Origin of the sequence: Marinoscillum pacificum (genome assembly GCF_024714495.1) — a bacterium.
Taxonomy (GTDB): domain Bacteria; phylum Bacteroidota; class Bacteroidia; order Cytophagales; family Cyclobacteriaceae; genus Marinoscillum; species Marinoscillum pacificum.
This window is the reverse complement of the sequence record NZ_JAMZMJ010000006.1, coordinates 181,976-208,591: the sequence shown is the minus strand read 5'-3', so window position 1 is coordinate 208,591 and position 26,616 is coordinate 181,976. Positions and strand designations below refer to the sequence as shown.

Below are 26,616 nucleotides of genomic sequence, written 5' to 3'. Positions count from 1 at the left end.
ACACCTATTTGGAGACCGCACTAGACGATCCTTATCCCTCGATAATTTTACTGGCAATTACTCAGCTACCCATTTCCTTTTATTTGGTAAATGGTTTAGGGATACTATTTCTACTATTGATTTCTGGTTTGGTATCAGGATCAGAAGTGGCATTTTTCTCGCTTACTCATGATCAGATACAAGAGGCGAAGAACTCTTCCAACAAGAGTGATCAGCATATAACGCGTCTGGTTTTGGATCCGAAGCGTTTGCTGGCGACTATTTTGATCCTCAATAACCTGGTCAATATCTTCATCGTAACGATATCCACCTTTGCTACCTGGAAAATGGTGGGCAGTAAAGATGCTGGTGGAATAGTCATTGTGGCCTTAACTGTTGGGATCACTATACTTATCATCTTCTTTGGTGAGATTGTTCCAAAAGTTTATGCCAATCACAACAGCATGAGCTTTGCTCGTTTCACTGCTCCAATGTTGTCCTTGACAGATAAAGTATTACGTCCTATTTCATGGATGTTGATGTCATTGAGTAATGTGATCGAAAAAAACATTGAGAAAAAAGGCTACAATCTTTCAGTAGATGAAATTAGCCATGCATTAGAAATTACTACAGACAAAGAAGCTACCGAAGAGGAAAAGGATATGCTGAAAGGCATAGTGAACTTCAGCACACTTTCTGTGAAGCAGGTCATGAAGTCAAGAATCGATATCACGGCAATTGATATTGAAACAGATTTCCATGACTTGATGGACAAAGTGAATAAGACAGGATATTCTAGAATTCCGATCTACACGGAGACCATTGATAAAATTGACGGGATTCTATACATCAAAGATCTATTGCCTCACTTAGATAAAACGGAGGAATTCCAATGGCAAACTCTTCTTCGTCCGGCATTCTTCGTTCCTGAGAGTAAGAAAATTGATGACTTATTCAAAGATTTTCAGGAGAAGCAGGTTCACATGGCCATCGTAGTAGATGAATATGGCGGGATTTCAGGTTTGACGACTTTGGAAGATGTGATCGAGGAAATTGTAGGAGAAATCAACGATGAGTTTGATGAAGACAATGACATAGCCTACAATAAACTGGATGCCAACACTTATATATTTGAAGGAAAGACTTCTCTAAATGACTTCTGTAAAATAACTGGAGAGGATGCTGGCCTTTTTGAAACGGTAAAAGGTGATAGCGAATCTCTCGGTGGTCTTTTGTTGGAATTGAACACCAAACTTCCACATGCAGGAGAAAAAATTGAGTTCCAACACTTCTTATTTACTGTGGTTGCTGTAGACCAAAAGAGAATCAAGCGCGTTAGGGTATTTATATCGTCAGAGAAAATTGGCGCTATGAAAGAATTTGAAGATTGATGAAAAACTGGATAATCATTGTAGCAGCACTGGCTGTAGTGGGATGTGGATCGAATGATTTTATGCCAAAACCGAAAGGTTTTAACCGAATAGACCTTCCTGAACACGCCTACCAAGTACTTCCAGATTCATTTCCCTATCAGTTTGAGTTTTCTCAGTATGCCAAAATCCTGAAAGATTCTTCCTGGATTGCTGAGCGCTACTGGATAGATGTATATTATCCAGAACTTGACGCTACGCTTCAATTGACTTACAAGCCGATCAATAATAAGGAGCAGCTTATGCAGGAATACTACAGCGATTCTTACAAACTAACTTCACAGCACAACGTGAAGGCCTATGCCATTGACGAAAAAGTGTTGCATTTACCAAACGGCGATTATGCATCCTTTACAGAATTGGAAGGTGAAGTTCCTACACAGCTTCAATTCCACGTGTCCGATAGCAGTTTACACTTCTTGAGAGGAGCTCTTTATTTTAAAACAGCCACTCAAAATGATTCACTGGCTCCGGTAATCCGATATGTAAAGGAAGATGCACTCCACATGTTGGAGACATTGAAGTGGGACTAATTTCTCCCGACTATTCTCTAAACCTATTGTGCTGGTTATCTTAGCGGCATGCAATCTTTTTTTGAGCGAAGTATAGAATTCCTAAAGGGAGTTGGTCCGCAAAGGGCTGTTCTGCTCAATAAAGAGTTGAACATTTTTAAATATGGAGACCTCCTCCAGCATTATCCGTTTCGATACGAAGACCGCACCAAATTCTATAAAGTCAACCAGATTCGTGAAGAACAACCCTTCATTCAGATTGTAGGGAAATTCATTTCATTTCAAAAAATTGGCGATGGAAGAAAGCAGCGCCTTGTTGGAATCTTTGGTGATGAAACTGGGACAATCGAGCTTGTTTGGTTTCAGGGAATCAAATGGGTGTTGGAAAGAGTGCGAACAGGAGTTCCATATGTTGTTTTTGGTAAACCAACACGATTTGGGAGCAAATACAACATTGCGCATCCCGAAGTAGAACCTGTATCTGAGCGATCCAAGCAAGGAGCTTATTTACATCCGGTGTATCATACGTCAGAAAAGCTGAAGCGTAAGTTTATTGATAGCAAGACCATCAGTAAAATGATGAAAATGCTACTGGTAGATGCAGTTAATCACATACATGAAACACTGCCTCCCCACATTCTTCAGCAATATCATCTGATGGATAAGAAATCTGCCGTGGTGCAGATCCACTTTCCGAAAACCAGTCAGGATTTACAGAAAGCACGCTATCGACTGAAATTTGAAGAACTGTTTTACATTCAGCTTCGCCTCCTCAAGCTAAAAATCACTCGAATCGATTCGTTTCCAGGAATTCGATTTGACAACAGTGAGTTGCTCAACACGTATTACAAAGAGCATTTGCCGTTTGAGCTTACCGATGCTCAAAAGCGAGTGGTAAAAGAAATTTACCAGGATTTCCGTTCAGGAAAGCAAATGAATCGCCTGGTACAAGGTGATGTGGGAAGTGGAAAAACCATGGTTGCATTCCTAAGTATGCTGATCGCAATTAGTAATGGTACCCAATGTGCCTTTATGGCACCGACTGAGATTTTGGCCGAGCAGCATTACAAAGGACTCAAAGAATATGCCGACCTCCTCGGTATTCATATTGCCCGACTGACAGGTTCCAGTAAAAAGTCTGAGCGAAAAGTCATTGATCAGATGCTGCAAAGTGGGGATTTGCCTATTGTGGTAGGTACGCATGCATTGTTGGAAGACAAGGTGAAATTCAACAATCTTGGGTTAGCAGTTATCGATGAGCAACACCGATTTGGTGTCGCGCAACGAGCAAGACTATGGAAAAAAGGCAATAATGCCTATCCTCATGTCTTGGTCATGACTGCCACGCCAATTCCTAGAACCCTGGCCATGACACTTTATGGAGATCTGGACATTTCTGTGATCGATCAGCTGCCAGCTGGACGGAAACCGATCAAAACCTACCATATGCGTGACAGTCATCGTTTGAAGATGTTCGGGTTTATTGAAAAAGAAATCGCCAAAGGCCGCCAGGTCTATATTGTCTATCCGCTCATTGAAGAGTCTTCGACACTCGACCTCAAAGACCTGATGGATGGTTATGAGAGTATTAGTCGGCGATTTCCAGACCTGCAACTGTCTATTGTCCATGGAAAAATGAAGCCGGAAGACAAAGAATGGGAAATGCAGCGCTTTGTGAAACACGAAACTAAAATCATGGTGGCTACAACGGTAATAGAAGTAGGTGTGAACGTGCCGAATGCGTCGATCATGGTGATAGAAAACGCGGAGCGCTTTGGTTTGTCACAGCTTCACCAGCTGAGAGGGCGTGTTGGTAGAGGAGCGGAACAGTCTTTTTGTATCCTAATGACTGGAAACAAACTCACTACCGAAGCCAAAACAAGAATTCAAACCATGGTTGACACGACGGATGGTTTCAAAATAGCCGAAGTAGATCTGAAACTACGTGGACCAGGTGACTTGATGGGCACCCAACAAAGTGGGTTGATGGATTTAATGATTTCTGATCTGGGCAAGGACACCGAGATTTTAAAACTGGCGAGATCTGTCGCTTCCAATGTGCTCAATGCTGATCCGGAGCTGAAATCTCCAGAAAATAACCTGATCCGCAGACAAGTAGACGCTCAAAGAAAAGGTACAGTGAATTGGAGTAGGATTAGTTAATATTTCACTTTAGTCTTGGCATAAGGATTAGACATTAGATACTAAGAATTTCCAATATAAAATGACCTTTTAATCTACGTTTATTGGTTACAAAACACTACTGATGTAATGACCGGATGCTCATAGATTATACCAGATTCAAATGTGGTAGTGTTTTTATAGAAAACATCCTCAGTCTGTGTAGATACTATTGAAGTTAAATCTGATTGAAATCCTTCGTCCCATGTCAATCCCATTGCGATACTGTCAGGAAGAAACTTTGAATTAACAGAAAGAGGATTGAAATAAATATCTACTCCATATGCATGCCCAAGTAGGTGATTACTCATGTTTAGCTCATAAAGAGGGTTCTCAACATTATTTTTATAAAAAAACAGAGTCCGAGAGAATGGAATATTATTTTCCTTAAATCCAGGGTAACTCAAATAGGTCGTTGTACTTATTAGCAAATCACCATCCCATTCATAGGTCGTCCTTGAATTTAAAAATTCTGCACTTACATTTTCCCTTGAATAATATTCAACATAAACTGGCAAGTCATTATCTAAAGAAACTTCTATACGCCCACGATCAGAACTTCCCTGAACAATTTGAATAGATAAAGAATCCTCAAAATATGTATAGTAAAATGTTCTTTCAAGCCAGTGCTTATTAATTGTAAATAACTGCCCATTCACATCATAAGAGATCGTGACTTGCGTTTCACCAGAATCATCAATCATTTCAATTAGCTGGTTATCACTATTGTACTTAAAACCCACTTTTTGGATCACTCTACCCCCATGTAATGTTGTCATTTGATATTGAATTGAATCAAGTATATTACAGTAAGGTATTTCAGGCTCTGTCTGGGCAGGTTCATTACATGAGCTTAGAAAGGCTATAAGAATTCCTAAAACAAAAATATTTTTCATTGAGTCAACATTTGGCTTTCGGTTGACAATATAACCATTATGCCCAAAAAACTAATTTCCCTCCTCCTAAAGCAAATAGAAAAACTGGAGCAACCGGACTTTGATCTGGAAGCCTGGAAAAGTGCAACTGTAGCGCTGCTGTCCAGAGTTTTTGGTGAAAGTGATGGCAAGGTGAAGCAAATCAACGAGTTGAAAATTGATTACTCTTCGTGGGCTTTGCGAGATTCTAATGCGAAGTATAAGCCCGTTGAAACCTGTAAGAAAAAAGGCCAAGCCATACTGGAAGCGGCAATTGATGAAATAGAATCATTTGGATTACCTGCCACAGGACACTCTGACATACTTGCCGAATACTTTGACGAAGAGGAACAAAAAATCCTTCTCACTGAGTCGGGAGACAAAACATCAGTCATCTCGAAACTCAAAAAGAAGGATTTAGAAAATTTAGTTTTAAAGCTAATTCAGCACCGATAACTGGAACATCCAGAGATCCTGCACTGATTTATCGTTTGAAAATATCTATTTCTCTTTCATACCCACTAGCCTCTTCATCGAGTGGCATCGTGATGTATAACTCCTTGTCCTCGTACTCCGCGATAATCGCATCAAAGTCTACACGCTTATCCAAAGTCACAGCTGCAAGTAAAAAAGGCAATTCAATGTCAGCAGCATTTTCGTCTGCCATCACATGGAAAATAAATAACTGACTGTTGCGAACTTCTACTCGCATGCGCTCAGGACTAACTCCCGGAACACGAACAGCCACCGTCCATTCCTCCTCACCTTTCTCTAAAATCATATTCGCCTGAGACATTCCGCCATTGATTGTATTCACAATCTCCGCCGTTTGAGCCAGGTTCTTTATTAGTATTCTGTCTTCCGCTCTCATAGCATTCTCCTTTCATTTAGATGTACGCTTACAAATGCCGTACCAATTACATACGAATAGATAACCATGTCAGATTGACTATGTTTGAATAACCTGCAAGCCATTTTGACGTATTTACAGTTCAGAAACAATTATCAACACTTCATCCCCTTATTTTTTAGAAACAGCTCTACTCTATTTTTTATTGTATCGAAACTCAAACAATCAATCTAATGGAAACTAAACGTCGTACCCTTTTAGGAATCATCCTGGTTCTAGTTGGTCTTGTTTTACTACTGGACAATTTGAACTTAATCCCTGGTTTACCGAGATATGTATTTCACTGGGCGAACATCTTCCTGGTGATCGCAGTAATCAACTTGTTCTCTGGTAACCGAAAACCGGCATTCATATTCCTGGTTATCTGGGCCTTCTTCACTCTGGACAGGTATTATTACATCAATTTTGAAGACTACTGGCCGCTTATCATCGTAGCTGTAGGTCTATCTTTCATTATCAAAAACCGCGCTTCAGGAGGTATTTCGTCAGGAGCCAATTACTTTGATGATATCAATATTTTTGGAGCGAGTCACCCAAAAATCAATAGCCAGACATTTGAAGGTGGCAAGTCAACCAATATTTTTGGGGGTTCTGACATAGATCTGCGAGAAGCTAAACCTGTGAACGGTGCGACTATTCAAGTATTCACCATGTTTGGCGGCTGTGACATTATAGCTCCTGCAGAATGGGATATCCAAATTGCCACTACATCCATATTTGGAGGGTTTGATGACAAACGCGAAAAAAGCACTACCACATCAGAAGATACTGTCTACATCAAAGGCTTCACCATGTTTGGTGGTGGTACTGTGAAGAGTTCTAAGTAATTAAGAAACAACTCTCCCCCTAGCCCCCTCTCACTGGTCGTGCACCTTCAAAGAGAGGGGTGACTATTTGAGCTTTTATTCTTTTACCTCCACACCTTTCCAAAAGGCCACATAGCCTTCAATGTTTTTGGCTAAGTCTTTGGCTTCTGGATAGTACCAGGCCGCATCTTTGTTTTCTTTGCCTTCAACCTGCAGCGTGTAATAGCTCGCAGTTCCTTTCCAAGGGCAAACGGTGTGGGTATCATTCTCCGAGAAGAATTCCTTCTTGATAGCCGATGGCGGAAAGTAGTGATTGCCTTCTATGACAATTGTGTCATCACTCTCGGCAATTAGTTGATTGTTCCAAAATGCTTTCATAAAATCAAAGTGTTCATGTTGTTGTTATCTCAACACCATTTGATCAGGTAAAGGTTTTGGGAACGTGCTCAGGTGTCGGGTTACTGACCTTCTGGATATTCGAAAATAGAGTCTTTGGCTCCTGTGCCAAGATAAATTTCATCAAAAACGAACTCTCGGTTCATTTCAAGCCCTTCAAAGATCACTGAAGTAGGAACCAACATAGGTCCGTAGTTTTTGTAGTTGTCAATCACTTTGAGAATGGATACTTTCTCTTTACCAAATTGATTTTCAATCAACTCGTAATACAATAGATGTGTATCACGGTCCAAATAAAAGACTCGTTTGAAACTCCCTTCTGATAACGTGAATGTGTTGTATAAAACACCTTCCATATCCATTAACCCAGTAAATTCAAGATGTTCGCGAGCTTCATAGAGTGGACTACCAGCTGTAAAAACATTCCTGACCACAATTTCCTCCGCATCAGTCATACGCTGTACCTCGTAAGCGTCTCTCCAGGGAGCAATGGTCCATGCCACCACTCCATTATATGCCTCCGCGTACGGTTTACCTTCATATTTTCCTTCTATTCGAACTTTATCCGGACGCTTCCAGGTCAGCTTCATGTCAAATGCATGATAGTCATCATCTACCCATTTTCCATCGATAGTTATTGTTCGAACCTGATTCCATTCTTCCTGTCCACACGACTCAAAATGCTTTTCGAGAATGCTCATTCCAGTCTGGGCCTGAATGCCAAAAGGAATTATGATCAGAGTCAGTAGGTAAATTCTCAACATAGTTTCTGAATTGCTCTAAATTTAACTTTTACCCGAAAGCATTCGGGGTTTAGGAACTAACTTCATCTTGATTCTGAAGATCAGTCTCAAGCAAGTTCATTTATAACGAGTATATGTGGCTTATTGATGTATTAGGTAGAATCAAATTAGCAGGGCTTTTGTTCCTGGGCATTTTGCTGGTCGGAACGGTCGGTTTTGCCTATTTCAGTAATTGGCAATGGTTTGACGCCTTTTACATGACCACATTGACTTTGACCACCATTGGTTTTTATGAGGTGATCGACCTGAGTGAATCTCCAGCAGGTAGAATTTTCACCGTTTTTATCGCGTTTGGTGGGGTGGGCGTATTTACGTATTTCGTATCCAATGTGGCAGCATTGTTTATAGAAGGTGATGTTCGTAGAAGTTTTTACAGAAGAAAAATGGAAAAGAAGATTAGCAAAATGACCGATCACTACATCGTTTGTGGTTTGGGAAGAGTTGGCAAAACCATCGCCGATGAATTAGCGATTACGAAAAGAGAAGTGGTTCTCGCGGACATCAATGAAGAAAGTTTTGAGTTTCTGAGTGAAGAACTCATGACCTTACCAAAACTTGCTGGTGATTGTACGGATGAAGATTTTCTGGAAAGGTTGAGTATCCAGCACGCAAAAGGTATTTTCATCTGTACACGTGAAGACAACACTAACCTCGTTATTTGCTTGACGGCTCGCCAAATGAGTTCGAACATCAAAATAGTGGTTCGCTCAAAAGACATTCACCTGACGAATAAACTCAAGCGCGCTGGCGCTGATAACATCATTTCTCCAAACCATATTGGTGGAATCCGAATGATGTCAGAAATGATGCACCCATCAGTGACCTCCTTTCTCGATGATATGACTAGAAACATGTCCATCAGTATGCGAATAGAAGAGATCACCGTTGGGGATAAATACTCAGGAAAATGTATCAGCGATTTGAATCTTGAAAAATATCAAAACACACTATTGCTTGCTGTGAGAGAAGATGGAGCCTATGACTATATCCCCGTTGCGGATAGGGAATTAAAAAAGGGTAGCCAACTTATCGTAATGACTACCCCGGATAATCGTCAATCTATCGAAGAACGAATCGGCTAGAGCTTCAGTGGCTCTGGTGATTCAAATGCTTCTTTTGGAGCTTTCTTCATTACTTTGATGTCTGTTAGGTCTCTTTCGCCTCTTTCTCCAGACAACATAATATTTCCATATTTCTTATAGTCGGTCCAAGGCAAAACGAAGTTTGGTTCATCGTTTTGAGCATCACTAAAATATGCCCATTGCTGAATCAACTTATCGTCATAATCAACCCAGACTTCATACGCGTTTTGTGGTGTAACGCCTACATTTTCAAATGTCAATCTCATAACATCAGCCTTTACTCCTGTTTGAGTGGTATCCTCACCAATATAAGTCAAGGTAACTCCTGAGTCTTTTAATTTGAATGGCATCACCAACCAGTAAGAATCATTGATCCAGATTCTTTTTCCTTGCTCAAGATATTTACTTAACGAATCAGCCTGACTCATTTCCTCACCTGACTTCCATACCTTTCCACTCATGTCATTCATATCCAGAGCAATCACCATTTCCTTACCAGGAATGTCGATTCTGACTTTATTGTTCTCTTTGTCCCAAAGCAATGTCCTTGCTCCAAAGAAATTCCAATACAGAACATTCGTAGCGTCCCATGCATTGCGTCCACCCATCGCATGCATGACCTGATCAGCCAACATTACGGCAAATGGTGAAGACTCTTCTAGGTTGAACCCCTCAGCCGGTGGATTCAGATCATAGGTAACAACTTTGGTTTTTACTTTATCGCCAAAATCATCACCAGCAAATTCGCTGTTATTGTTGCTTGACTTACAAGAAGCCAGTGCTACTCCGATAATTAAAGAAAGTATGGTTAGTCTTTTCATAAGAATAAATTTAGGCAATAAACAAACATGCCTGCGTGAAGCAGGCATGTAATCAATTGTTTTTTATTTCTTTCCTTTGAATTTTTCGAACCTCGATGGCTCATCTACTCTTGGGAAAACGTTGTCCTCTTCGTTGACATCCGCTGTTTCTTTAAATGGATCATAAGAAACGCTAACTACCTTTTTGTCCTTAATGAACATCTTGGTAACCTCTTGCTCATTCTTTCTCCAGATTTCTGCAGGAAGTTTTTCAAATTCCTTAGAACCATCATCATAAGTCCACTCAATCAACAATGGAGTAACCAAGCCACCTTCGTTTTTGAAAGTCACTTTGTAGAAGTTCTTATCCGACATTTCTGCCTTTAGAGACTCTTCATCCAATGTATTCTTGAACTCTCCTCTGTATTTCACATCCTCGAAACCAAGAGGCTTAGGTGTTTGATTGATTTGAGAAGTGCTGTTAGACAAATCTTTGCTGTTTTTGATTTTGCTCTCCAACTGATTGTCTTCAGATGCCATTCTGTACCACTCTACATTCGCCACATTTACGTCTACTGCATCTGTGCTGTAGAACCAGCCTCTCCAGAACCAGTCAAGGTCTACTGCTGAAGCATCTTCCATTGTTCTGAAGAAATCTGCAGGGCTTGGGTTTTTGAATGCCCATCTTTCCGCATATTTCTTGAATGCATAATCAAACAATTCAGGACCCATTACTACTTCTCTTAATACATTAAGTGCCGTAGCAGGTTTTGCGTAAGCGTTGTTTCCAAACTGAAGAATTTGCTCAGAGTTAGTCATGATAGGTCTGAATAAACCTCTCTCACCACTCATGTAAGGAACAATTTTATCAGCAGGTCCTCTTCTAGATGGGAATGGCTCATTGAAAGTAACTTCAAAGTCTTTTTCTGTCAGGTACTGAACGAATGTGTTCAATCCTTCATCCATCCATGTCCACTGACGCTCATCAGAGTTGATGATCATTGGGAAAAAGTTGTGACCAACTTCGTGGATGATTACACCGATCATTCCATACTTGGTACGATCACTATAAGTACCATCCTCGTTCGGACGACCATAGTTGAAACAGATCATTGGATATTCCATACCGATAGATGCTGTGTGTACAGAAATCGCTTTGCTGTATGGATAATCGATCGTGTATTTTGAATACGTCTCCAAAGTTTGAGCAACTACTCTGGTAGAATATTCTTCCCAAAGTGGATTACCTTCTTTAGGGTAGTAAGACATTGCCAATGGTGTTTTACCATTTATATCTACCGCCATGGCATCCCAAATGAATTTTCTAGACGCTGCAAATGCAAAGTCTCTGATACTATCTGCCTGGAAAACCCATGTTTTAGTTCCTGAATCTTTTGTTTTCTCATTGGCAATAGCCTCCTCTTCTGTTACGATGAATACTGGCTTATCAAATGATTTTTTAGCTTGAGCCAAACGCTTCTGCTGCTCTTTTGTCAAAACATCTTTCGGGTTTTGAAGTGTACCTGTAGATCCGATCACGAAATCAGAAGGAACTGTGATGGCTACTTCGTAAGAGCCAAAGCTCAAAGCAAACTCACCAGAACCAAGGAATTGCTTGTTTTGCCATCCTTCATTGTCAGAGTAAACGGCCATTCTTGGGAAGAACTGAGCAATTGTATACAAGTAGTTGTCTTCTTCCGGGAAATATTCCAATCCTGAACGACCACCATCAGTCATACGATCGTTAATGAAATAGTCCCACTCGATATCAAATGACACTTTTTCACCTGGCTGTAAGGTTTTTGTAAGATCAACACGCATCATGGTCTTGTTGATCTTGTACTTAAGATCAGCACCAGCAGATTTTACATAATGAACATTGAAACCTCCTTCAAAACCCGGAGAGTTTGCCAAACCGTAGTAATCTTTTACGTTGAGCGTGTCTCTATATTTTCTGGCATTAGCCAATGGAGTATCAGAATCATCCGCTCTCATGTTTTGATCCAACTGTACCCATAGGTAATCCAAAGGATCTGGCGAATTATTATAATAAGTGATGGTTTCTTTACCAGTGATTTGCTGCTTGGAATCATCCAAAGTCACAGCCATTTTATAATCTGCCTGCATCTGCCAGTAGTCTTTTCCTGGAGCACCAGATGCGGTACGGTACGTATTTGGAGTTGGCAACATCGGTCCGAGCTGCTCAAACTTTTGTTTCCACTCGGTATCTGCCTGAGCTGAAGCATTCCAGCCGATAGCAAGAGCGAGGGTCGCAATTAGAAATAGTTGTTTCAACATGGTTAACATTTATAGTTACAAGTAATTTGATTCAATAATTAAAACCAGCGCTATACCGGCCACTGCTGACGAAATCGTCATCTTCCAGTCTCTTTGACTGACGTTCAATAACCCAACCACTAAAAAAGTGATTGCCAAAAACACGGCTACAATAAGAATCTGGCCCACTTCCAAACCAATATTGAAAGCGAAAAGTTGAGTAACAATTGATTCATCCTTTCCCAACAAACTTTTCAAATAGTTCGAAAAGCCCAACCCATGAATTAAACCGAAACATCCAGCAAAAACATAGTTGCGAATGGATACTCGATTGCCATAAGGTTTGGTAAAAAGATTGGCGAAAGCCGTAATGAAAATGGTAATAGGGATTAGAAACTCAACCAGATCAGAACTTACATTGACAATTGACAAAGTAGATAGAGCCAGCGTGATGGAATGACCAAATGTGAATGAGGTCACCAAAACCAGCACTTGTTTCCAGTCCTCTGGTTGATACAACGCACATAGAGCTATTACGAAAATGATGTGATCATATCCGTTTTTGTCCAAAATGTGTTCTAACCCAAGATGATAAAAAGTTTGAAATTCTGTCATATGCTATTTGCGAAATTATTCAATCAGAATAGCATACTCGAAATTCGCCTTCCCTTTTTTGATAGACGGTAAGATCTTGGGTTATTGACCTATTTGTGATAAATGATTAGCCGGTTGGCAGGCATTCTAATTCATGACCTTCGAACGTTGTGTTGATTAGTTTTCCTGAATTGCATACAAAAATACAGACGTACTTTTCTTCAGGGATCATGAGTACTTCTCTCACAAGCATCACGATTGTTTTGTTTTGCTTAGAAACTACTGGCATCCCCAGTGTGAATCTAGGTGTTAAATGATCAGACATAAGGTGGTTGCGTCAAAAACTTACAATAAACATCCAGTATGGCGGTGGATGGGATGTAAGTATCTATTAAACAGTAAGATAAAACAAACGAGTTAAAAACACCTAATGCTTCTTAACGGATGTTTTCTTTCTGAATCAAAACAATTGGGCTTGATGGCATGGAACTTGAAATGCTTTTTTGTGCTTAAAAGACAATCCATCTATAATTGCTATTAAATACATTCAGCATGCTATTATTCCTATTGCTCTTGCTTCACCCCTATCATGTTAGCGTTACAGAAATCCGCTATGATGAAGAAGTCAAATCCATTCAAATTACTGAAAGAATCTTCCTGGATGACCTGGAAGAAGGATTGCGTGCCGCAAACAATGATGAGAAGTTTGTGATCATGGAAGATTCTCTTCAAACGCATGAATATTTAGCTGCTTACTTCCAAGAGAACTTTAATGTTGGTATCAATGGAGCTAAATCATCTTTCACTTATCTGGGAGGTGAAGTGGAAGATGATGTAATCTGGTGCTATATAGAGGTGACCAATGTGGATCAATTAGAATCGATCCAACTGACCAATAAAGTGCTAACGGAAGTCTATGATGACCAGAAAAATCTGGTACACTTCAAAATAGGTGGAGAAAAGAAAAGTTTTATTCTATCTCAAAAAGAGTTTAAGGCGGAGTATCAAAAGTGATTTCTACTCTAACAATTTAATCCATGAAACTGGATGCTTTCCTCAATCGCAAGGCCTTTATTGCGTTTATCATTTTCCTGCTAGCAGCCATTACGGCTTTTTGGCCTGGGTATTTCGGTAGGATTCTAGGTCCGATGGACAGTCACCTTCACCGACATGGTTTAGCCATGATTACCTGGTGCATGATGTTGGTCGGTCAAGCCTTTCTGATCAAAAACAAAGCTTTCACTATCCACCGATGGATTGGATATGTGTCCTTTGTGTTGGTACCGATTATGGCATTTACGGCTTTTGATTTGGTGAACCACCTTTTTCATGGAGCACAAAGGCTTGGTGCCGGACATTTCTATTTCATTGCCCTTAGTGTCAATTCCATATTCGCTTTTCTGATCATTTATGGATTGGCAATTTACTTCCGTAAACAACCGATGCTTCATGCACGATTTATGGTCAGCACCATGTTTGCGATCATCACTCCTATAACCGATCGATTGATTTTCCGCTTCTTCCGATTTCTGGTGCCGTATGCACCTAAAATTGGCGGTAGCCCGATTGTTCCTTTTTTTGGATTTGTGCTAGCAGATGTCCTCTTGATCGGGTTGAGTATTTGGGATTGGCGCAGCAATAAACGCTTAACTGCTTTTCCAGTGGCGTTGGCAATTGTGCTGGTTTACCAATATTCAGTGATGAATTTCTATCAGTATGAGTTCTGGCAAAAGCTCTGCTACTGGTTTGTTGGACTTCCGCTGGATTAGGAATAGGCAGTAAGCAAAGAGTAATAGGCATAAAATCGTTCTGAACTACTTTTTATGCGAATAAAGGCGAAAGTGTATGGTTAAATCCATAAGTTGTAAAGCAATATGATTGCGAGAATAACAAAAAAGGCAATTCCCGACAATGTATTTATTAACAGATCATATCTTTTTTTTAGAGGTTCATGATCAGGGTACTTCAGTTCCCAAACGCCTGAATTGGCAAACTTGAGAAGAAGTTGTGGTGTAACTGGAATTCGCTTAACTCGGTCATATGGAGGTTTTGAAAATATTGCTCCTGGAAAATTTATTCCTTCCTCATCAGAATGAAAATACCATAGATACGAGTCCATATCAACCTCAAATTCCTTTTGATACTTTTCAATCAGTTCGTGGAAATCATCTCCAACTACTCCTTGCTGATAAATATCGATATCTGGTCTTAGTGTGACCATCCCTGTTTCACCATGAATTAGTTTGTAAATATTTTCAATACTATAATTTGACGCTCTCATAATTATGGGCATAAATCACATTTCAACTCCCCAAATTCAATAATAGTCAATGCTGAATTAACACATACAAAAGTGAGAAACATCAGCAATCCTACTAATGGAATCGTCACTAGAATTCTAAGCTTGATTTGTGCTTTGAAAATTAGAATCACAATTGTGATTATGAAAACAATAGGCTGGAGAATTAGAAACGGTATAGTAATGAAGTTCAGTTCTGGTCTGTAAATACCTAAATAAATGAAACTTCCAGTGACAACAAAACCAATAAGAAATTCAATTACTGCAATTATAGCAAAATCAGAATATGAAGCTTTTAGTATCTCATTCCGCATGTTTTCATCAGTTACACTTCTAAGATAGCTCCTAAAAAGTAAATTAATCACTCAAAAACGGCAATAAGCAAATCTGATTTGTGAGGACTCGAATAAGCCCGGAAGAACATTCATTTTTTAACGTCTCATCCATTAGAAAATCCATGCTCTATTAGAAAATCTCTCGTTTCCATGAGTGCAAAGCCTAAAAGGTTAAGTCCTCTCCAGGCGAAAACATTAGTAGCGTGCTCACTATCCTTGGTTAGCCCAATACCCCAAATAGTATCAACTGGACTTGACTCTACCAATATTCGGTCTTTGGTATTAAGGAGAAACTGACCCATTTCTCGATTTTGACTGAACTTGTGAATGTTTCCGGTTTTCACAATTGAGTAGCGATTAGAACCCCACAGCTGCTCATCAAACCCAGAGACTTGTCTACCAAGATCTTTTGCTTCACCAGGCTTCTCACACGCTATGATCTTTTGGTGAATTTCATGATCATCAAACAATAGTGCTTTCTGAGACATCATCCAATGCTCCGTTGTTTTGTAGGTGATACCATTTACTTCGAATGGACTAACAAACCATTGACTGAAACACCAGGAACCATAATCTTGATTCGGCTTAGGAGTATGCCCCCAAAAAAACAAATATTTCATGGAATCTCCTTTTTCAAATTTCCCTTTCAGCCATTCAAGATTGTATTTCTCTTTGTTCATGAAAATTCTACTTTAATTTTTGATTTATTAGTCCGAGGGTAAACTGTTTTTCTTCATCTATCCCGTTATCAACTGTTGGTTTGATCTCGTAATCTGGAATAACTCCTCTGTTACTATCGCCTCCACTAGTGTTGAGTTTCATGCTCCAGGCTGGATAACTCACAAAAATATTTGAATAGGGTAAAGTGAAACTAATACGCTGACGGCCATCTACATCTTCAAAAGCACCACCAGATTCTTGTCCGACAATTAGACCAACTCTGTGCGTCTTGACTAATGACAGAAAAGTGTTGCAAGCAGAAGCACAGACGCCATTGGAAATTATGTACACGCTACCTCCAAAGTGGAGTTTGGTTTGCGGAGTGAATGATTTCAAGAAATCTGCTTTTTTCATGAAATACTCCTCACCATCATTCTGGTAATTTCCTTTTGACAGAGAGACCTTTTTTGAATTAGGCAGTGAGTTGGTAAAATCGAAATCCAACATTTTTGTCCTACAATACTTGTATATGCTGAATTCATGATCAATTAGATATGTCAGGAATTCTGCAGCTAACATTTCTTCGCCTCCTCTATTTCCTCTCACATCGATAATCAGGTTTTTTATTTTTTGGGATTGTAGAGTAGCGAATGTCTCTTTAAAGAACCTGGAGTAATCTTTTATCTTTTTGTCAGCCATCCAGTAGGCAAAAGTTGAAATTCGTATCGTGGCCAGAGAGTTTTGTTGATCTATCTGTAAAGTGAATGGTGGTTTCGGTTCGGGTGGCAATTTAGGATAAACTGTACCTGACAGATCTGTATTCGTACCTTCGATCTTCAGAGAAATCGGTTTTGCTGTTGACTCAGTACGATAATTAATATGAAAACTAGCTGTAGTGTCTATGAAATAATAAAAGGCCAAAGCAAAATTGTCATACAGAGATAACCTACTTTTTAAGCCTGAAGTATTAAAGGCTGAAACAGTACAGGTGGACTCACTTAACAACTTCAAAATAGATGGAACGCTTTGTCCATTAATCGAGTCAATTTTTGCTCCTTCCAGATATGCTAATTCTTTTGAACGACTGTTTTTGATGGTCAGAAAGCTATCCTCAACTAGAACCTGAAAAGGAAAAAGGTTTTTATCGTTGATAGTTGAACTGATACTTTCAGTAGGACGAACAAAGCTGTGTCCTTCTCTAACCAACGACATGATTTTAGCAATACTGCGAAAAAAGTCGAGTTCTGTAGTTTCTGGACTGAGATTTGACGCTGTTAAATCGAAAAGCGAATCGAATTTTTCTTTGCTGGTAAAGCGGTATAAACTTGGGTGTGTTTCTTCAAGGGCTTTACGGAATATTGCTAAATCATTTTTATAAGAAATGGAGTCAATGGATAGCTGAGCAAAACCATTCAGGCCATTTATTAACAAGAATGTTATCGCGATGAATCTCATTATCCGATTTTGTAATTAGATAGTTTTTCAAAATAACGGAATTAATTGCCAATTCAATACACAGTAAGCAAACGGTTATAGGCCAATCGGATTTGGGAGGATACGAATCATGGCGTAGACATTAGCAGAGCCTATGAAAAAATCACAATTCAACGATGGTAGTCCATTTATCCCACCTTTCAATCACCAAATCCCACTAAAAAATGACATCTCCGAGGTTACGTGTCGGAAATCCCAGAAAAAAATCATATATCCGGGGTTGTGAACGATATCTCCAGCTTTAGGAGTCATATATCCCTCGAAAAAATGATATCTCCCATGTTATGGGTCATATCTCCCAAGATTTAGCGGCATATCCGGGGTTAGGAGTCGCATATCCCTGGAAATAATGACATCTATAGTTATCTTTGTATCATATTATTCCCATTAGCCCCTGAAGCAATTCACGCTAGTGGGTTTTTGCTTTTATAGGGTTTTGTTCCCACCATTGCTCACCTTCTTGCCAGTTGCTTATTAGCTCATTCGCTTTTTTCTTGTAGATATTTCCAAAAAGAAGTGATCGCTCAAAATCATACCAGTAGTCTATATTGTGCTTCTTACTTCCTATTCTATGACGATTTTTCATGTAGTTCACTCTGCACTCTGAAGGTTTAAGCAATTTTCCCCAACTTGTTACATATCCTGCAGAAGGACAATTAGCAATCTCTACAACAAATTTTGGTGCATACATGCTAAACTGAAATGCCAGCAAATTAAGTTGGCCATTATTCTCCCTTCTAAAGTTGGGATAGGAACCCTTAAAGTTCAGATTCCGCAAAAAAGGAATTACTATTTCCTTGATTGCTTCATCCATTTTTTGTCTTTTCTCTTTATGCGTCATTCCTATTTCCACATCATGCACATAGGTGCTACAGTGGCCACTTATTTCGTTTATTTCAACCCCTCCAAAATAACGGAATTAATCAATTTAATAAGCAGTAAGCAAACAGCAATAGGTAAATTGGGTTTTGGAGGATAGGAATTAGAGTGGAAGAGTATTATTTCCCTAAGTTATTCATTGGTGAACCGCTTAAAACTAGCCCTATGATCTGTCAGAAAATTTGAAGGAAAGTATCGCCAAGGATTTCCGTTTACAGATATGTATTCACATTCAATGTTGACAAATGCTTCTTCAATTACAATCTTGTCTCTTAAAAGTCTCAATTTATAGCCATATCCACAAGAAGTTGGAGGAACAGTGTATTCGAAAACCCATTGATCTTTAATTTTCTGCAATGTTGGCAAGTCATCGATATAAAAATTTCTGAAATCGTCCACCCATCCACCTTCTAGACCGATCCCTTCTAACCTGTAGATACCTACTGTCAGATCAGTTCCTTCAAAAAATTCCTCTTTTTGTTCTAGTTTTTGACGACAGGAAATCAAAAGAAATAAGCAAAAGGTAACAAGTGTCAACTTTGACATATTGAGCCCACTTAATTGTTGCAGTTTTAACACTCCAAAATAACAGAATTAATCAATTCAATAAGCAGTAAGCAAAGAGTAATAGGCAAATCGGATACGTGAGGATAGGAATCGGGGCAGAAGCATTCTTGCTAGCGCCTTTTAAATGCTTTTAATCTTTCTTTCCAGATCGGATACTAGATGTTTGTCGTTAACCTGAGAAAATAAAAAGTTGATTGCTTCAGGTGGGTGTTCAGTTCGTGGATATCTTTCCGAATAAATGCCAAATCCACGTTCATGAGAAAGATCTTCAAGCTCTTTCAATTTGAGCCTGATTATCTCAGATATCTTCTCATAATCAATCGCAAGTTCAATAATTTGCCTAGTTCGAAAGTCAGAAATAATGTACCTGTGAACCACTTTGTTTCTCAGCTTGTAAAGTAGTTCCAATTCATCGAATTCCTCAGTGCTTAGTATTCCAGCTTCTTTTGATCGCTTGTAAATCTTTCTCTCAGCTATTGGCGGATCAGATTCACCCTGATAAAGAAGTTCTATTTTTAAATCGTTTGTTTGTTCTTCTACCTGATATTTGATGAGCAAACTCAAACGAAGATAAGCATCTATTTGGCTGGCTACTATTATTATAAATTCAATGAATGAACTATTTTCTATGGCCTTGTATTTTAGGTCGAAGGAGGCTGCCAGAGAAGCCATAAATTTTTCGTACTTGTCTAGCTCGAATGCTGTCGTCCGGTTTTCTGGACATAAAAGTTGAACGGTAGCAAGGGCTTTCTTTACGCGATCTAATTCATAAAGAATATCTTTCTCCTTCTCCTTAGTTGTTCCATAAATATACTTGGCTATAATTGTGTGGTCTTCAACCACAGCTCCCCAAATGTGCATATTAAATCCTCCGCCATCCCTTCTGAATTCATTGAATTCTAAATTAGGAGTGTCAAATTTTTGTGGCTTCACATTTTTGTTCAAAGGCTTTTCTTCAGCAGAATAGCAACTGATTTGGAAAGCCCAGTTCTTGTTAGAATAAGATTCAAAGCTAAAAGGAGACACTTCTTCATGCCCTGCAGCAACGTTGGCGTAACGCCAGTCTGTTGGTATTTTTATTACAAATTTTCCCGAAGGTTCGGTAAACCATTTCACGATGCGACTATTTCATTTAACATTCATAATTCTACAACTAGTTGCACATAATCTATTTCAACCGTATCATATCCGCATATATTAACGGATAAATAGGAAAGGCTGAAATTCATACCTCCAAAATAACGGAATTAACCCAAAACATTAATCCCAACAACCTAAAACCCTATCTCCTCCAACACATCCCAACCAGCACCATTGTGTTTGAGCAAGCAAACAGAGCCACATTCCCAGTTGGCTTTGTATTCTCGATTTTCATAGGCCGGCCATGCTTCCTCGAATACGGGTTTTTTCATGTCTCGGAAGGCAATCGTCATGTGCGGATGAAAAGGCAAGTTTTTGTAATCCGCGTTTTGGAGCTTTAGGTCCAGCCGCATTTGCTTCACTACATCTGCTTTGAGGTTTTCTAGCGGTTCGGTCTTATCCACATTCACATAAATCACTCGTGGTTCGAAGCATCCAAACCCATCATGAGTAATCTCAAATGGTTTTTTGTCGGTGATTGCTGTTTTCAGACAATCTATGATTCGGTCTTCCCGATCTACGCGAAAAGTGAATGGCATGTGCAACGTGACATGCGCAGGAGATTTGAGTGCCGCTTTGGATCCATAATTAGCCAAAACCTCCTCTTTCATTTGCCAAACTTGTGACTTGATAGGTTCTGGAGGCACTAACGCCACAAAATAGAGTCTTTGGATTTTACTGTTCATCGCTCACCATTCACCGGTTCATTTATCCGAAAATATAAATCTTCACATTAATCCGGCAATTTGATGATTCCTTTTGAATGAAACTGGTCAAACACTAGTAAATTATCATTGGAACTATTCTCTCCAGATTAAAATCTGCTTTGAGTTGATATAGATTTCTCAGTACTCAGTCCTCGACTGATCATCCGAAATGACAAATAACAAATGAAACACCTTTACTTCGCATTGGTTCTGGCATTGGCATTTGCCTGTTCACCAAAAACGACACCTACCTCCTCTTCCACTAGCACTTCCTACTCGAGCACAGTTGCCAAATACAAGAAGTATGAAGGCTTCTTCGATTTTTACTGGGATGAGAAAACCGGGAAAATCTACCTGGAAATAGATAATCTAGGAGAAGAGTTTCTTTATGTGAATTCACTCGCCGCTGGCGTAGGTTCCAATGACATTGGACTGGATAGAGGCCAGCTCGGCGATACGCGTGTCGTGAAATTTGAGCGAAGCGGTCCAAAAATTTTCTTAGTTCAGCCCAATCAGGACTATAGAGCGCTTAGCGACAATCAAAACGAAGTGCTGTCGGTAGAAGAAGCGTTCGCGAAAAGCATTGTCGCTGGATTCAAAGTAGAGAAAGAAGAAAAAGGCAAAATCCTGATTGACATTACTGACCTGCTGCTTTCAGATGCACATGGTGTGGCACAAAGAATAAAACGTTCCAACCAGGGAAGCTATTCGTTGGACGCATCCCGATCTGCGGTGTATCTGGAGCGGACTAAGAATTTTAAAGACAATTCGGAATTTGAAGCAACGATCACTTTCAAGGGAACACCTTCTGGATATTACCTGCGATCTGTGACTCCAAGTGCGGAAGCAGTGACCGTAAGAATGCACCATTCTTTCGTGAGACTTCCAGATGATGGTTATCAAAAAAGAACATATGACCCAAGAGCTGGATATTATGGCATTACGTACCAGGATTATGCTACGCCAATCGAGGAGTCATTGGTAAAACGATTCATCGTTCGTCACCGATTGGAAAAGAAAGATCCGAATGCTGCAGTGAGTGAAGCAGTAGAGCCAATCATTTACTATGTGGATAAAGGTGCTCCAGAGCCCGTTCGCTCGGCACTAATCGAAGGAGCTAGTTGGTGGAACCAGGCATTTGAAAAAGCGGGTTACAAAAATGCCTTCCAGGTAAAAGTATTGCCCGATTCTGCAGACCCATTGGATATAAACTACAACGTGATTCAGTGGGTTCACCGATCTACCCGCGGTTGGTCTTACGGCGCTTCGGTGGTTGATCCGCGAACAGGAGAAATCTTAAAAGGTCACGTATCGCTAGGTTCTTTAAGAATCCGTCAGGATTTCTTGATTGCAACAGGCTTGTTGCAGCCATACGAAGAAGGCAAAGAACCTTCGGGCGAAATGTTGGAAATGGCTTTGGCTAGATTGCGTCAGCTTTCTGCACACGAAGTGGGTCACACATTGGGCTTGTACCACAATTTTGCTGCGAGTGTGAACGATCGTGCATCGGTGATGGATTATCCACATCCATACATTCAGTTGGATGAAAACGGAGAAATCGATCTTTCTGAAGCATATGACGTGAATATTGGCGAATGGGATCAATACGCTATCCGTTATGGATACACTCAGTTTGCTGAAAATGAGGATGAGCAACTAAACGATATCATCAGCGAGTGGATTGACGCTGGATACCAATACATCATGGATAGTGATGCCCGTCCACAAAGTGGGGCACATGCGCAGGCACACCTTTGGGATGGTGGAACCAATGCCGCAGCAGAGCTAAACAGATTGACAGATATCCGTTCCAAAGTATTGAGCAATTTCTCAGAAAGTGCTATTCAGACAGGTGAGCCTATTTCTTCCATTGAAGAAGTACTGGTGCCGATGTATTTCATTCATCGCTATCAGATAGAAGGTGCCAGCAAAATGTTGGGCGGATTGAATTATGCCTACAAAGTGAAAGGCGACAAATTGCCTTTACCTTCATTCGTTTCTTCAGCAGATCAAAAATTGGCTTTGAGTGCATTGAGCAATACATTGACTCCTGAGTTTTTAAGCATCCCTAACAATTTGTTGGTAATGCTAAGTCCGAAAACGCCAAGCTATGGCAGAACTCGTGAAAGTTTCAAATCCAATACCGGAGTAGCTTTCGACCCAATTGCAGCCGCAGAAACTTCAGCAGAAATGACCGTATCGTTCATTTTCACGCCTGAGCGCATCGAGCGAGTGATTCAACAAAACCTCAGAGACAGCAATTTACCAGGATGGGATGAAGTAATGGCGAGTTTGTATAAAGTGGTTTGGAATGGCAAATACAAACAAGGTCTGGAAAAAGAAATCAAAATGGTTGTTGAGAAACGTGTGGTGTATCACTTGATGAATTTGGCAGCTGGTAAAGGTTCTACAGAAATGACGAAAGCGGTTGCCCTGCAGGAATTAGCCAATATTGTGGGTCAAATCAAAGGCATGCGCACCAACGACTTGTTAGTGAAAGCCCATTACAATCACGTGTTGAGTCTATATGATCAGTTCGTTGACGAGCCTGGTGATTTCACGATTCCTAGTCCACAGTCCCCACCGGACGGTAGTCCGATCGGTAGTGATTGCGGTAATTAAAATCATTTTGCCTCCTACTTAGTTATCAATTCTATTAAGTTAAGAAGCTTTTTGGTCTGGCCTCATCCTAAATCCTTCTCCTAAAAGAGAAGGACTTTTAATGGACTTAACTAAATAGAATTAGACTATTACTTGATAGGAGGCAATCGAATTGTAAGCCGCCGTACCTTTTAGGGTCAGGGCAATGGCGGCATTTTTAATTTGACTCTTTTCTATCAATAACCCCTAGAAAGTATAAGAAATGAATAAATATCGAATACTTCTTTTTGCCACCATGCTAATGGTAGTGCATACTGGCTTTAGCCAGTTCGAGTTTAAATTTCGAAATGTCGGTCCGCTACGTGGTGGACGAGTAACTGCTGTTGCTGGAACTCGAGTAGAACCCGGTACTTTTTACCTCGGCGCTACAGGCGGTGGCGTTTGGAAAACGACTGATTATGGTACCTCGTGGAACAATGTTTCCGATGGATTTTTCGAAACTCCTTCTATCGGAGCGTTGGCCGTAGATCAGGTAGATCCGAATATTGTCTATGCCGCGACTGGTTCTGATGGGTTGCGCAGTAATGTCATTGCCGGAAAAGGTGTTTACAAATCCATTGACGGTGGTGAAACCTGGGAACACATCGGTTTGAAAAATGTCGGTCAGATTGGCGCGATCATCATTCATCCAGATAATCACAACATTGTGTACGTAGCTGCTGTTGGGCAAGCATTCAATGCCAATCCTGAGCGAGGCATTTTCAAAACCACCAATGGTGGCAAGAGCTGGGAAAAAGTGCTTTTCATTTCAGACAAAGTTGGTTTTTCAGATGTAGAGTTCCTTCCTAATAACCCGAGCACCCTTTACGCAGCAGCGTGGAAAGCCGAAAGAAAACCCTGGAACATCATCTCCGGAGGAGATGCGGCGACCGAAGGCGGGATTTACAAATCGGTGGATGACGGCAAATCGTGGGAAAAACTCTCTGAAGGTCTTCCTTCCAATCTGATTGGGAAAATAGATGTAGCAGTAACTCCTGCCGATTCTCGAATTGTCTATGCTTTAGTAGAAGCTCCTGAAAAAGAAGGCGGATTGTACAAATCCGTGGATCAGGGGAAAACGTTCAAACAAGTTTCTGATTACAGTGGCATTCGCACTCGTCCTTTCTATTACACAAACCTGCGTGTAGATCCGAAAAACCCGGATTTGCTCTATGCTTTGGCTACAGGAAATTACAAATCTGAAGATGGAGGAAAAAACTGGAAATACCTTTCTCCTCCTCACGGTGACAACCACGATTTGTGGATTAACCCTGACAATCCGCAATTGTACATTCAGTCCAATGATGGAGGAGCCAACGTAACTTTTAATGGCGGTGAAAGCTGGTCTACGCAATTCAATCAGCCAACATCAGAAATCTATCAGGTAGAAGTGGACAACCAATATCCGTATTGGCTCTATGGTGGGCAGCAGGATAATTACTCCACGATTGCGGTTCCGAGTAACGAACCATACAGTCTGCAAAACGAATCTGGATACATCATCAACACTGGAGGATGTGAAACAGGGCCGGCGGTACCGAATCCAGAGAATCCAAATATTGTGTATTCCAACTGTAAAGGTCGATTTGGAGTATTTGACAAAACGACTGGAGAAGAAAAGGGCTATTATGTGGGCGCGTCTTACATGTATGGTCATAATCCGAAGGATTTGAAATTGCGTTTCCAGCGTGTTTCGCCAATTCACGTTTCTCCTCACGATGCGGGAGTCGTTTACCACACTTCGCAATATGTACACCGCACCAAAGATGAAGGTGTCACCTGGGAAACCATCAGTCCGGACTTAACCGCTTTTGAAGAAGACAAGCAAGTGATTTCCGGAACACCAATTACTCGGGACATTACCGGAGAGGAATATTACAGTACGATTTATGCGATAAGAGAATCTACTGCGAAAAAAGGAGTGATCTGGACAGGAGCCAATGACGGTCCGATTTACGTGACACAGAATGATGGCGCAACCTGGCAAAATGTGACGCCACCGAAAGTGCCAAAAGGTGGACGCGTGGATGCCGTAGAACCATCTCCACACGATCCGGCCAAAGCATACGCGTGTATTTTGCGCTATCAATTAGGTGACTGGAAGCCATACATCGTGAAAACGACGAACTATGGAAAAAGCTGGGAATTGATTACCAACGGCATTCCGTCCGATTATCCAGTTCGCGTGGTTCGTGAGGATCCAAAAAGAGAAGGATTGTTGTTCGCAGGAACGGAATACGGTTTGTTCGTTTCGTATGATGATGGAGCCAACTGGGAATCTTTCCAGAACAACTTACCTGTGACTCCTATCACGGATATCAAGCTTCATCGCAATGATTTGGTGTTGTCCACCATGGGTCGTGGATTCTGGATTTTGGACAATGTATCTGTTTTGCAACAATACGATCCTGCTGAAAAGCTGGCCATTTACTCTCCTGAGCAAACCATTCGCTACCGAATGAGAAGTTACGGAGACGCTGTTCCTGATTTTGAAAGTGGCAGTGTGTTGATTGACTTCTTCTTGCCTGAAAAAACCAAACAGGTAAAACTCGAAATTTTAGATGAAGCCGGAACGGTTGTCAACACGTTTTTCAGTGATACCACTGGCTTTAGCAAAGACAGTTTGATGCGCGATATGTCAACCAATGATTTCATTTTGCTGGTAGATAAAAGTCTATCTGGCAAAAAAGGCCATAACCGATACGCCTGGGACATGCAGCATTATGGTCCCTGGAGTGCTAGCGAACGCAGAAGATATAGTTCCGGATCAATGGTGGCTCCTGGAAAATATACGGCTAGAATCACCGCTGGTGAAGAAACCGCAGAAACATCCTTTGAATTGGTGTTGGATCCACGAGCTGAAAAAGGAGGAATGACCCAAGCGATCATCGAAGAGCAAATCGCCTTCTCACAGAAAGTACGTGACTTGCTGAGCGAAGCTCGACAGCTGGAAGCAGATTTGGAGAAAAAGGTAAAAGACAAAGCTGAAGATGCTGATCACGCCAAAGAAACCTTGAAACAACTACAGGCTGAAGACATCACCTACCCGATGCCTAAACTGATTGATCAAATCAATTACCTGTATCGAATGACGGTGAGCACCGATCAGATCATGGGAAAAGATGCAATTGACCGATACGAAGAGCTGAAAAAGCAATTTGAGGAATTGAAACAATGAATTGAACACCCGACAGGTTTTCGAAACCTGTTT

At 40.5% G+C, this 26,616-nt stretch carries 24 protein-coding genes; 10 read left to right on the top strand and 14 right to left on the bottom strand.

The genetic code is table 11. From position 1 onward, the window contains the following. Nucleotides 1-8 precede the first annotated feature (8 nt). The 3 genes from gldE to recG are packed head-to-tail and all read left to right on the top strand — an operon-like array spanning nt 9 to nt 4,084. The gene (gene gldE / locus NXS00_RS15455; protein WP_258100140.1) at nt 9-1,370 is read left to right on the top strand and encodes a gliding motility-associated protein GldE; all 1,362 of its coding nucleotides are present in this window, start codon (nt 9-11) and stop codon (nt 1,368-1,370) included. Beyond that, the gene (gene gldD / locus NXS00_RS15450) at nt 1,370-1,942 is read left to right on the top strand and encodes a gliding motility lipoprotein GldD (RefSeq protein ID WP_258100139.1); all 573 of its coding nucleotides are present in this window, start codon (nt 1,370-1,372) and stop codon (nt 1,940-1,942) included. The genes gldE and gldD overlap by 1 nt, the downstream gene beginning before the upstream one ends. Before the next feature lie 48 nt (nt 1,943-1,990). After that, nucleotides 1,991-4,084, top strand: coding sequence for an ATP-dependent DNA helicase RecG (gene recG, locus NXS00_RS15445; RefSeq protein ID WP_258100138.1), 2,094 nt, complete (start codon nt 1,991-1,993; stop codon nt 4,082-4,084). Between the two features lie 80 nt (nt 4,085-4,164). On the opposite strand, the gene NXS00_RS15440 is transcribed toward recG, so the two are convergent. After that, nucleotides 4,165-4,998 carry a hypothetical protein gene (locus NXS00_RS15440; protein WP_258100137.1) on the bottom strand — a complete coding sequence of 278 codons (834 nt, stop codon included), beginning with the start codon at nt 4,996-4,998 and terminating at the stop codon, nt 4,165-4,167. 39 nt (nt 4,999-5,037) lie between these two features. Between NXS00_RS15440 and NXS00_RS15435 the strand changes: the two genes are divergently transcribed. Next, nucleotides 5,038-5,472, top strand: coding sequence for a hypothetical protein (locus tag NXS00_RS15435; RefSeq protein WP_258100136.1), 435 nt, complete (start codon nt 5,038-5,040; stop codon nt 5,470-5,472). Nucleotides 5,473-5,500: 28 nt separating this feature from the next. Here NXS00_RS15435 and NXS00_RS15430 read toward each other — a convergent pair whose 3' ends face one another. Then, the gene (locus tag NXS00_RS15430; protein ID WP_258100135.1) at nt 5,501-5,887 is read right to left on the bottom strand and encodes an Hsp20/alpha crystallin family protein; all 387 of its coding nucleotides are present in this window, start codon (nt 5,885-5,887) and stop codon (nt 5,501-5,503) included. 212 nt (nt 5,888-6,099) lie between these two features. On the opposite strand from NXS00_RS15430, the gene NXS00_RS15425 reads away from it, so the two are divergent. Beyond that, the gene (locus NXS00_RS15425) at nt 6,100-6,753 is read left to right on the top strand and encodes a LiaF transmembrane domain-containing protein (protein ID WP_258100134.1); all 654 of its coding nucleotides are present in this window, start codon (nt 6,100-6,102) and stop codon (nt 6,751-6,753) included. Nucleotides 6,754-6,828: 75 nt separating this feature from the next. On the opposite strand, the gene NXS00_RS15420 is transcribed toward NXS00_RS15425, so the two are convergent. Next, the gene (locus NXS00_RS15420) at nt 6,829-7,110 is read right to left on the bottom strand and encodes a DUF427 domain-containing protein (protein WP_258100133.1); all 282 of its coding nucleotides are present in this window, start codon (nt 7,108-7,110) and stop codon (nt 6,829-6,831) included. An 80-nt stretch (nt 7,111-7,190) separates the two neighbouring features. Continuing rightward, complete coding sequence (locus NXS00_RS15415) at nt 7,191-7,892, bottom strand: hypothetical protein (RefSeq protein ID WP_258100132.1); 702 nt, start codon at nt 7,890-7,892, stop codon at nt 7,191-7,193. A 113-nt stretch (nt 7,893-8,005) separates the two neighbouring features. On the opposite strand from NXS00_RS15415, the gene NXS00_RS15410 reads away from it, so the two are divergent. Then, on the top strand, nt 8,006-9,013 hold the full coding sequence (locus tag NXS00_RS15410; RefSeq protein ID WP_258100131.1) for a potassium channel family protein: 1,008 nt from the start codon (nt 8,006-8,008) through the stop codon (nt 9,011-9,013). Here NXS00_RS15410 and NXS00_RS15405 read toward each other — a convergent pair. The 3 genes from NXS00_RS15405 to NXS00_RS15395 form a co-directional block, all read right to left on the bottom strand. Continuing rightward, nucleotides 9,010-9,834 (bottom strand): hypothetical protein, encoded by an 825-nt coding sequence (locus NXS00_RS15405; RefSeq protein ID WP_258100130.1) that lies wholly within the window; start codon nt 9,832-9,834, stop codon nt 9,010-9,012. The two genes, NXS00_RS15410 and NXS00_RS15405, sit on opposite strands and share 4 nt — an antisense overlap. Before the next feature lie 63 nt (nt 9,835-9,897). Next, nucleotides 9,898-12,111 carry a M1 family metallopeptidase gene (locus tag NXS00_RS15400; RefSeq protein ID WP_258100129.1) on the bottom strand — a complete coding sequence of 738 codons (2,214 nt, stop codon included), beginning with the start codon at nt 12,109-12,111 and terminating at the stop codon, nt 9,898-9,900. Nucleotides 12,112-12,126: 15 nt separating this feature from the next. Next, nucleotides 12,127-12,705: a HupE/UreJ family protein gene (locus NXS00_RS15395; RefSeq protein ID WP_258100127.1), complete on the bottom strand. Its 579-nt coding sequence runs from the start codon at nt 12,703-12,705 to the stop codon at nt 12,127-12,129. A gap of 531 nt (nt 12,706-13,236) precedes the next feature. Here NXS00_RS15395 and NXS00_RS15390 point away from each other — a divergent pair. Beyond that, nucleotides 13,237-13,698, top strand: a complete 462-nt coding sequence (locus tag NXS00_RS15390) for a DUF6702 family protein (RefSeq protein ID WP_258100126.1) — start codon at nt 13,237-13,239, stop codon at nt 13,696-13,698. A 23-nt stretch (nt 13,699-13,721) separates the two neighbouring features. Further along, on the top strand, nt 13,722-14,453 hold the full coding sequence (locus NXS00_RS15385) for a hypothetical protein (RefSeq protein ID WP_258100124.1): 732 nt from the start codon (nt 13,722-13,724) through the stop codon (nt 14,451-14,453). 80 nt (nt 14,454-14,533) lie between these two features. On the opposite strand, the gene NXS00_RS15380 is transcribed toward NXS00_RS15385, so the two are convergent. The 7 genes from NXS00_RS15380 to NXS00_RS15350 form a co-directional block, all read right to left on the bottom strand. Beyond that, complete coding sequence (locus NXS00_RS15380) at nt 14,534-14,965, bottom strand: DUF1493 family protein (RefSeq protein WP_258100123.1); 432 nt, start codon at nt 14,963-14,965, stop codon at nt 14,534-14,536. A 457-nt stretch (nt 14,966-15,422) separates the two neighbouring features. Beyond that, on the bottom strand, nt 15,423-15,998 hold the full coding sequence (gene ybiA, locus NXS00_RS15375; protein WP_258100122.1) for a riboflavin biosynthesis intermediates N-glycosidase: 576 nt from the start codon (nt 15,996-15,998) through the stop codon (nt 15,423-15,425). A gap of 7 nt (nt 15,999-16,005) precedes the next feature. Next, nucleotides 16,006-17,433, bottom strand: coding sequence for a S41 family peptidase (locus tag NXS00_RS15370; protein ID WP_258100121.1), 1,428 nt, complete (start codon nt 17,431-17,433; stop codon nt 16,006-16,008). 448 nt (nt 17,434-17,881) lie between these two features. Further along, the gene (locus tag NXS00_RS15365; protein ID WP_258100119.1) at nt 17,882-18,286 is read right to left on the bottom strand and encodes a DUF4304 domain-containing protein; all 405 of its coding nucleotides are present in this window, start codon (nt 18,284-18,286) and stop codon (nt 17,882-17,884) included. A 197-nt stretch (nt 18,287-18,483) separates the two neighbouring features. Continuing rightward, a complete protein-coding gene (locus NXS00_RS15360; protein WP_258100118.1) occupies nt 18,484-18,897 on the bottom strand; it encodes a hypothetical protein in 414 nt (137 codons plus the stop codon). 141 nt (nt 18,898-19,038) lie between these two features. After that, entirely contained in the window at nt 19,039-20,034 is a 996-nt protein-coding gene (locus NXS00_RS15355; RefSeq protein WP_258100117.1) for a hypothetical protein, read from the bottom strand. Between the two features lie 158 nt (nt 20,035-20,192). After that, nucleotides 20,193-20,744 (bottom strand): 2'-5' RNA ligase family protein, encoded by a 552-nt coding sequence (locus tag NXS00_RS15350; RefSeq protein ID WP_258100116.1) that lies wholly within the window; start codon nt 20,742-20,744, stop codon nt 20,193-20,195. Nucleotides 20,745-20,948: 204 nt separating this feature from the next. Here NXS00_RS15350 and NXS00_RS15345 point away from each other — a divergent pair, with 204 nt between their 5' ends. Both NXS00_RS15345 and NXS00_RS15340 read left to right on the top strand, forming a co-directional pair. After that, on the top strand, nt 20,949-23,387 hold the full coding sequence (locus NXS00_RS15345) for a zinc-dependent metalloprotease (RefSeq protein ID WP_258100115.1): 2,439 nt from the start codon (nt 20,949-20,951) through the stop codon (nt 23,385-23,387). A 241-nt stretch (nt 23,388-23,628) separates the two neighbouring features. Then, nucleotides 23,629-26,583, top strand: a complete 2,955-nt coding sequence (locus NXS00_RS15340; protein WP_258100114.1) for a WD40/YVTN/BNR-like repeat-containing protein — start codon at nt 23,629-23,631, stop codon at nt 26,581-26,583. The last annotated feature ends 33 nt before the right edge of the window (nt 26,584-26,616 follow it).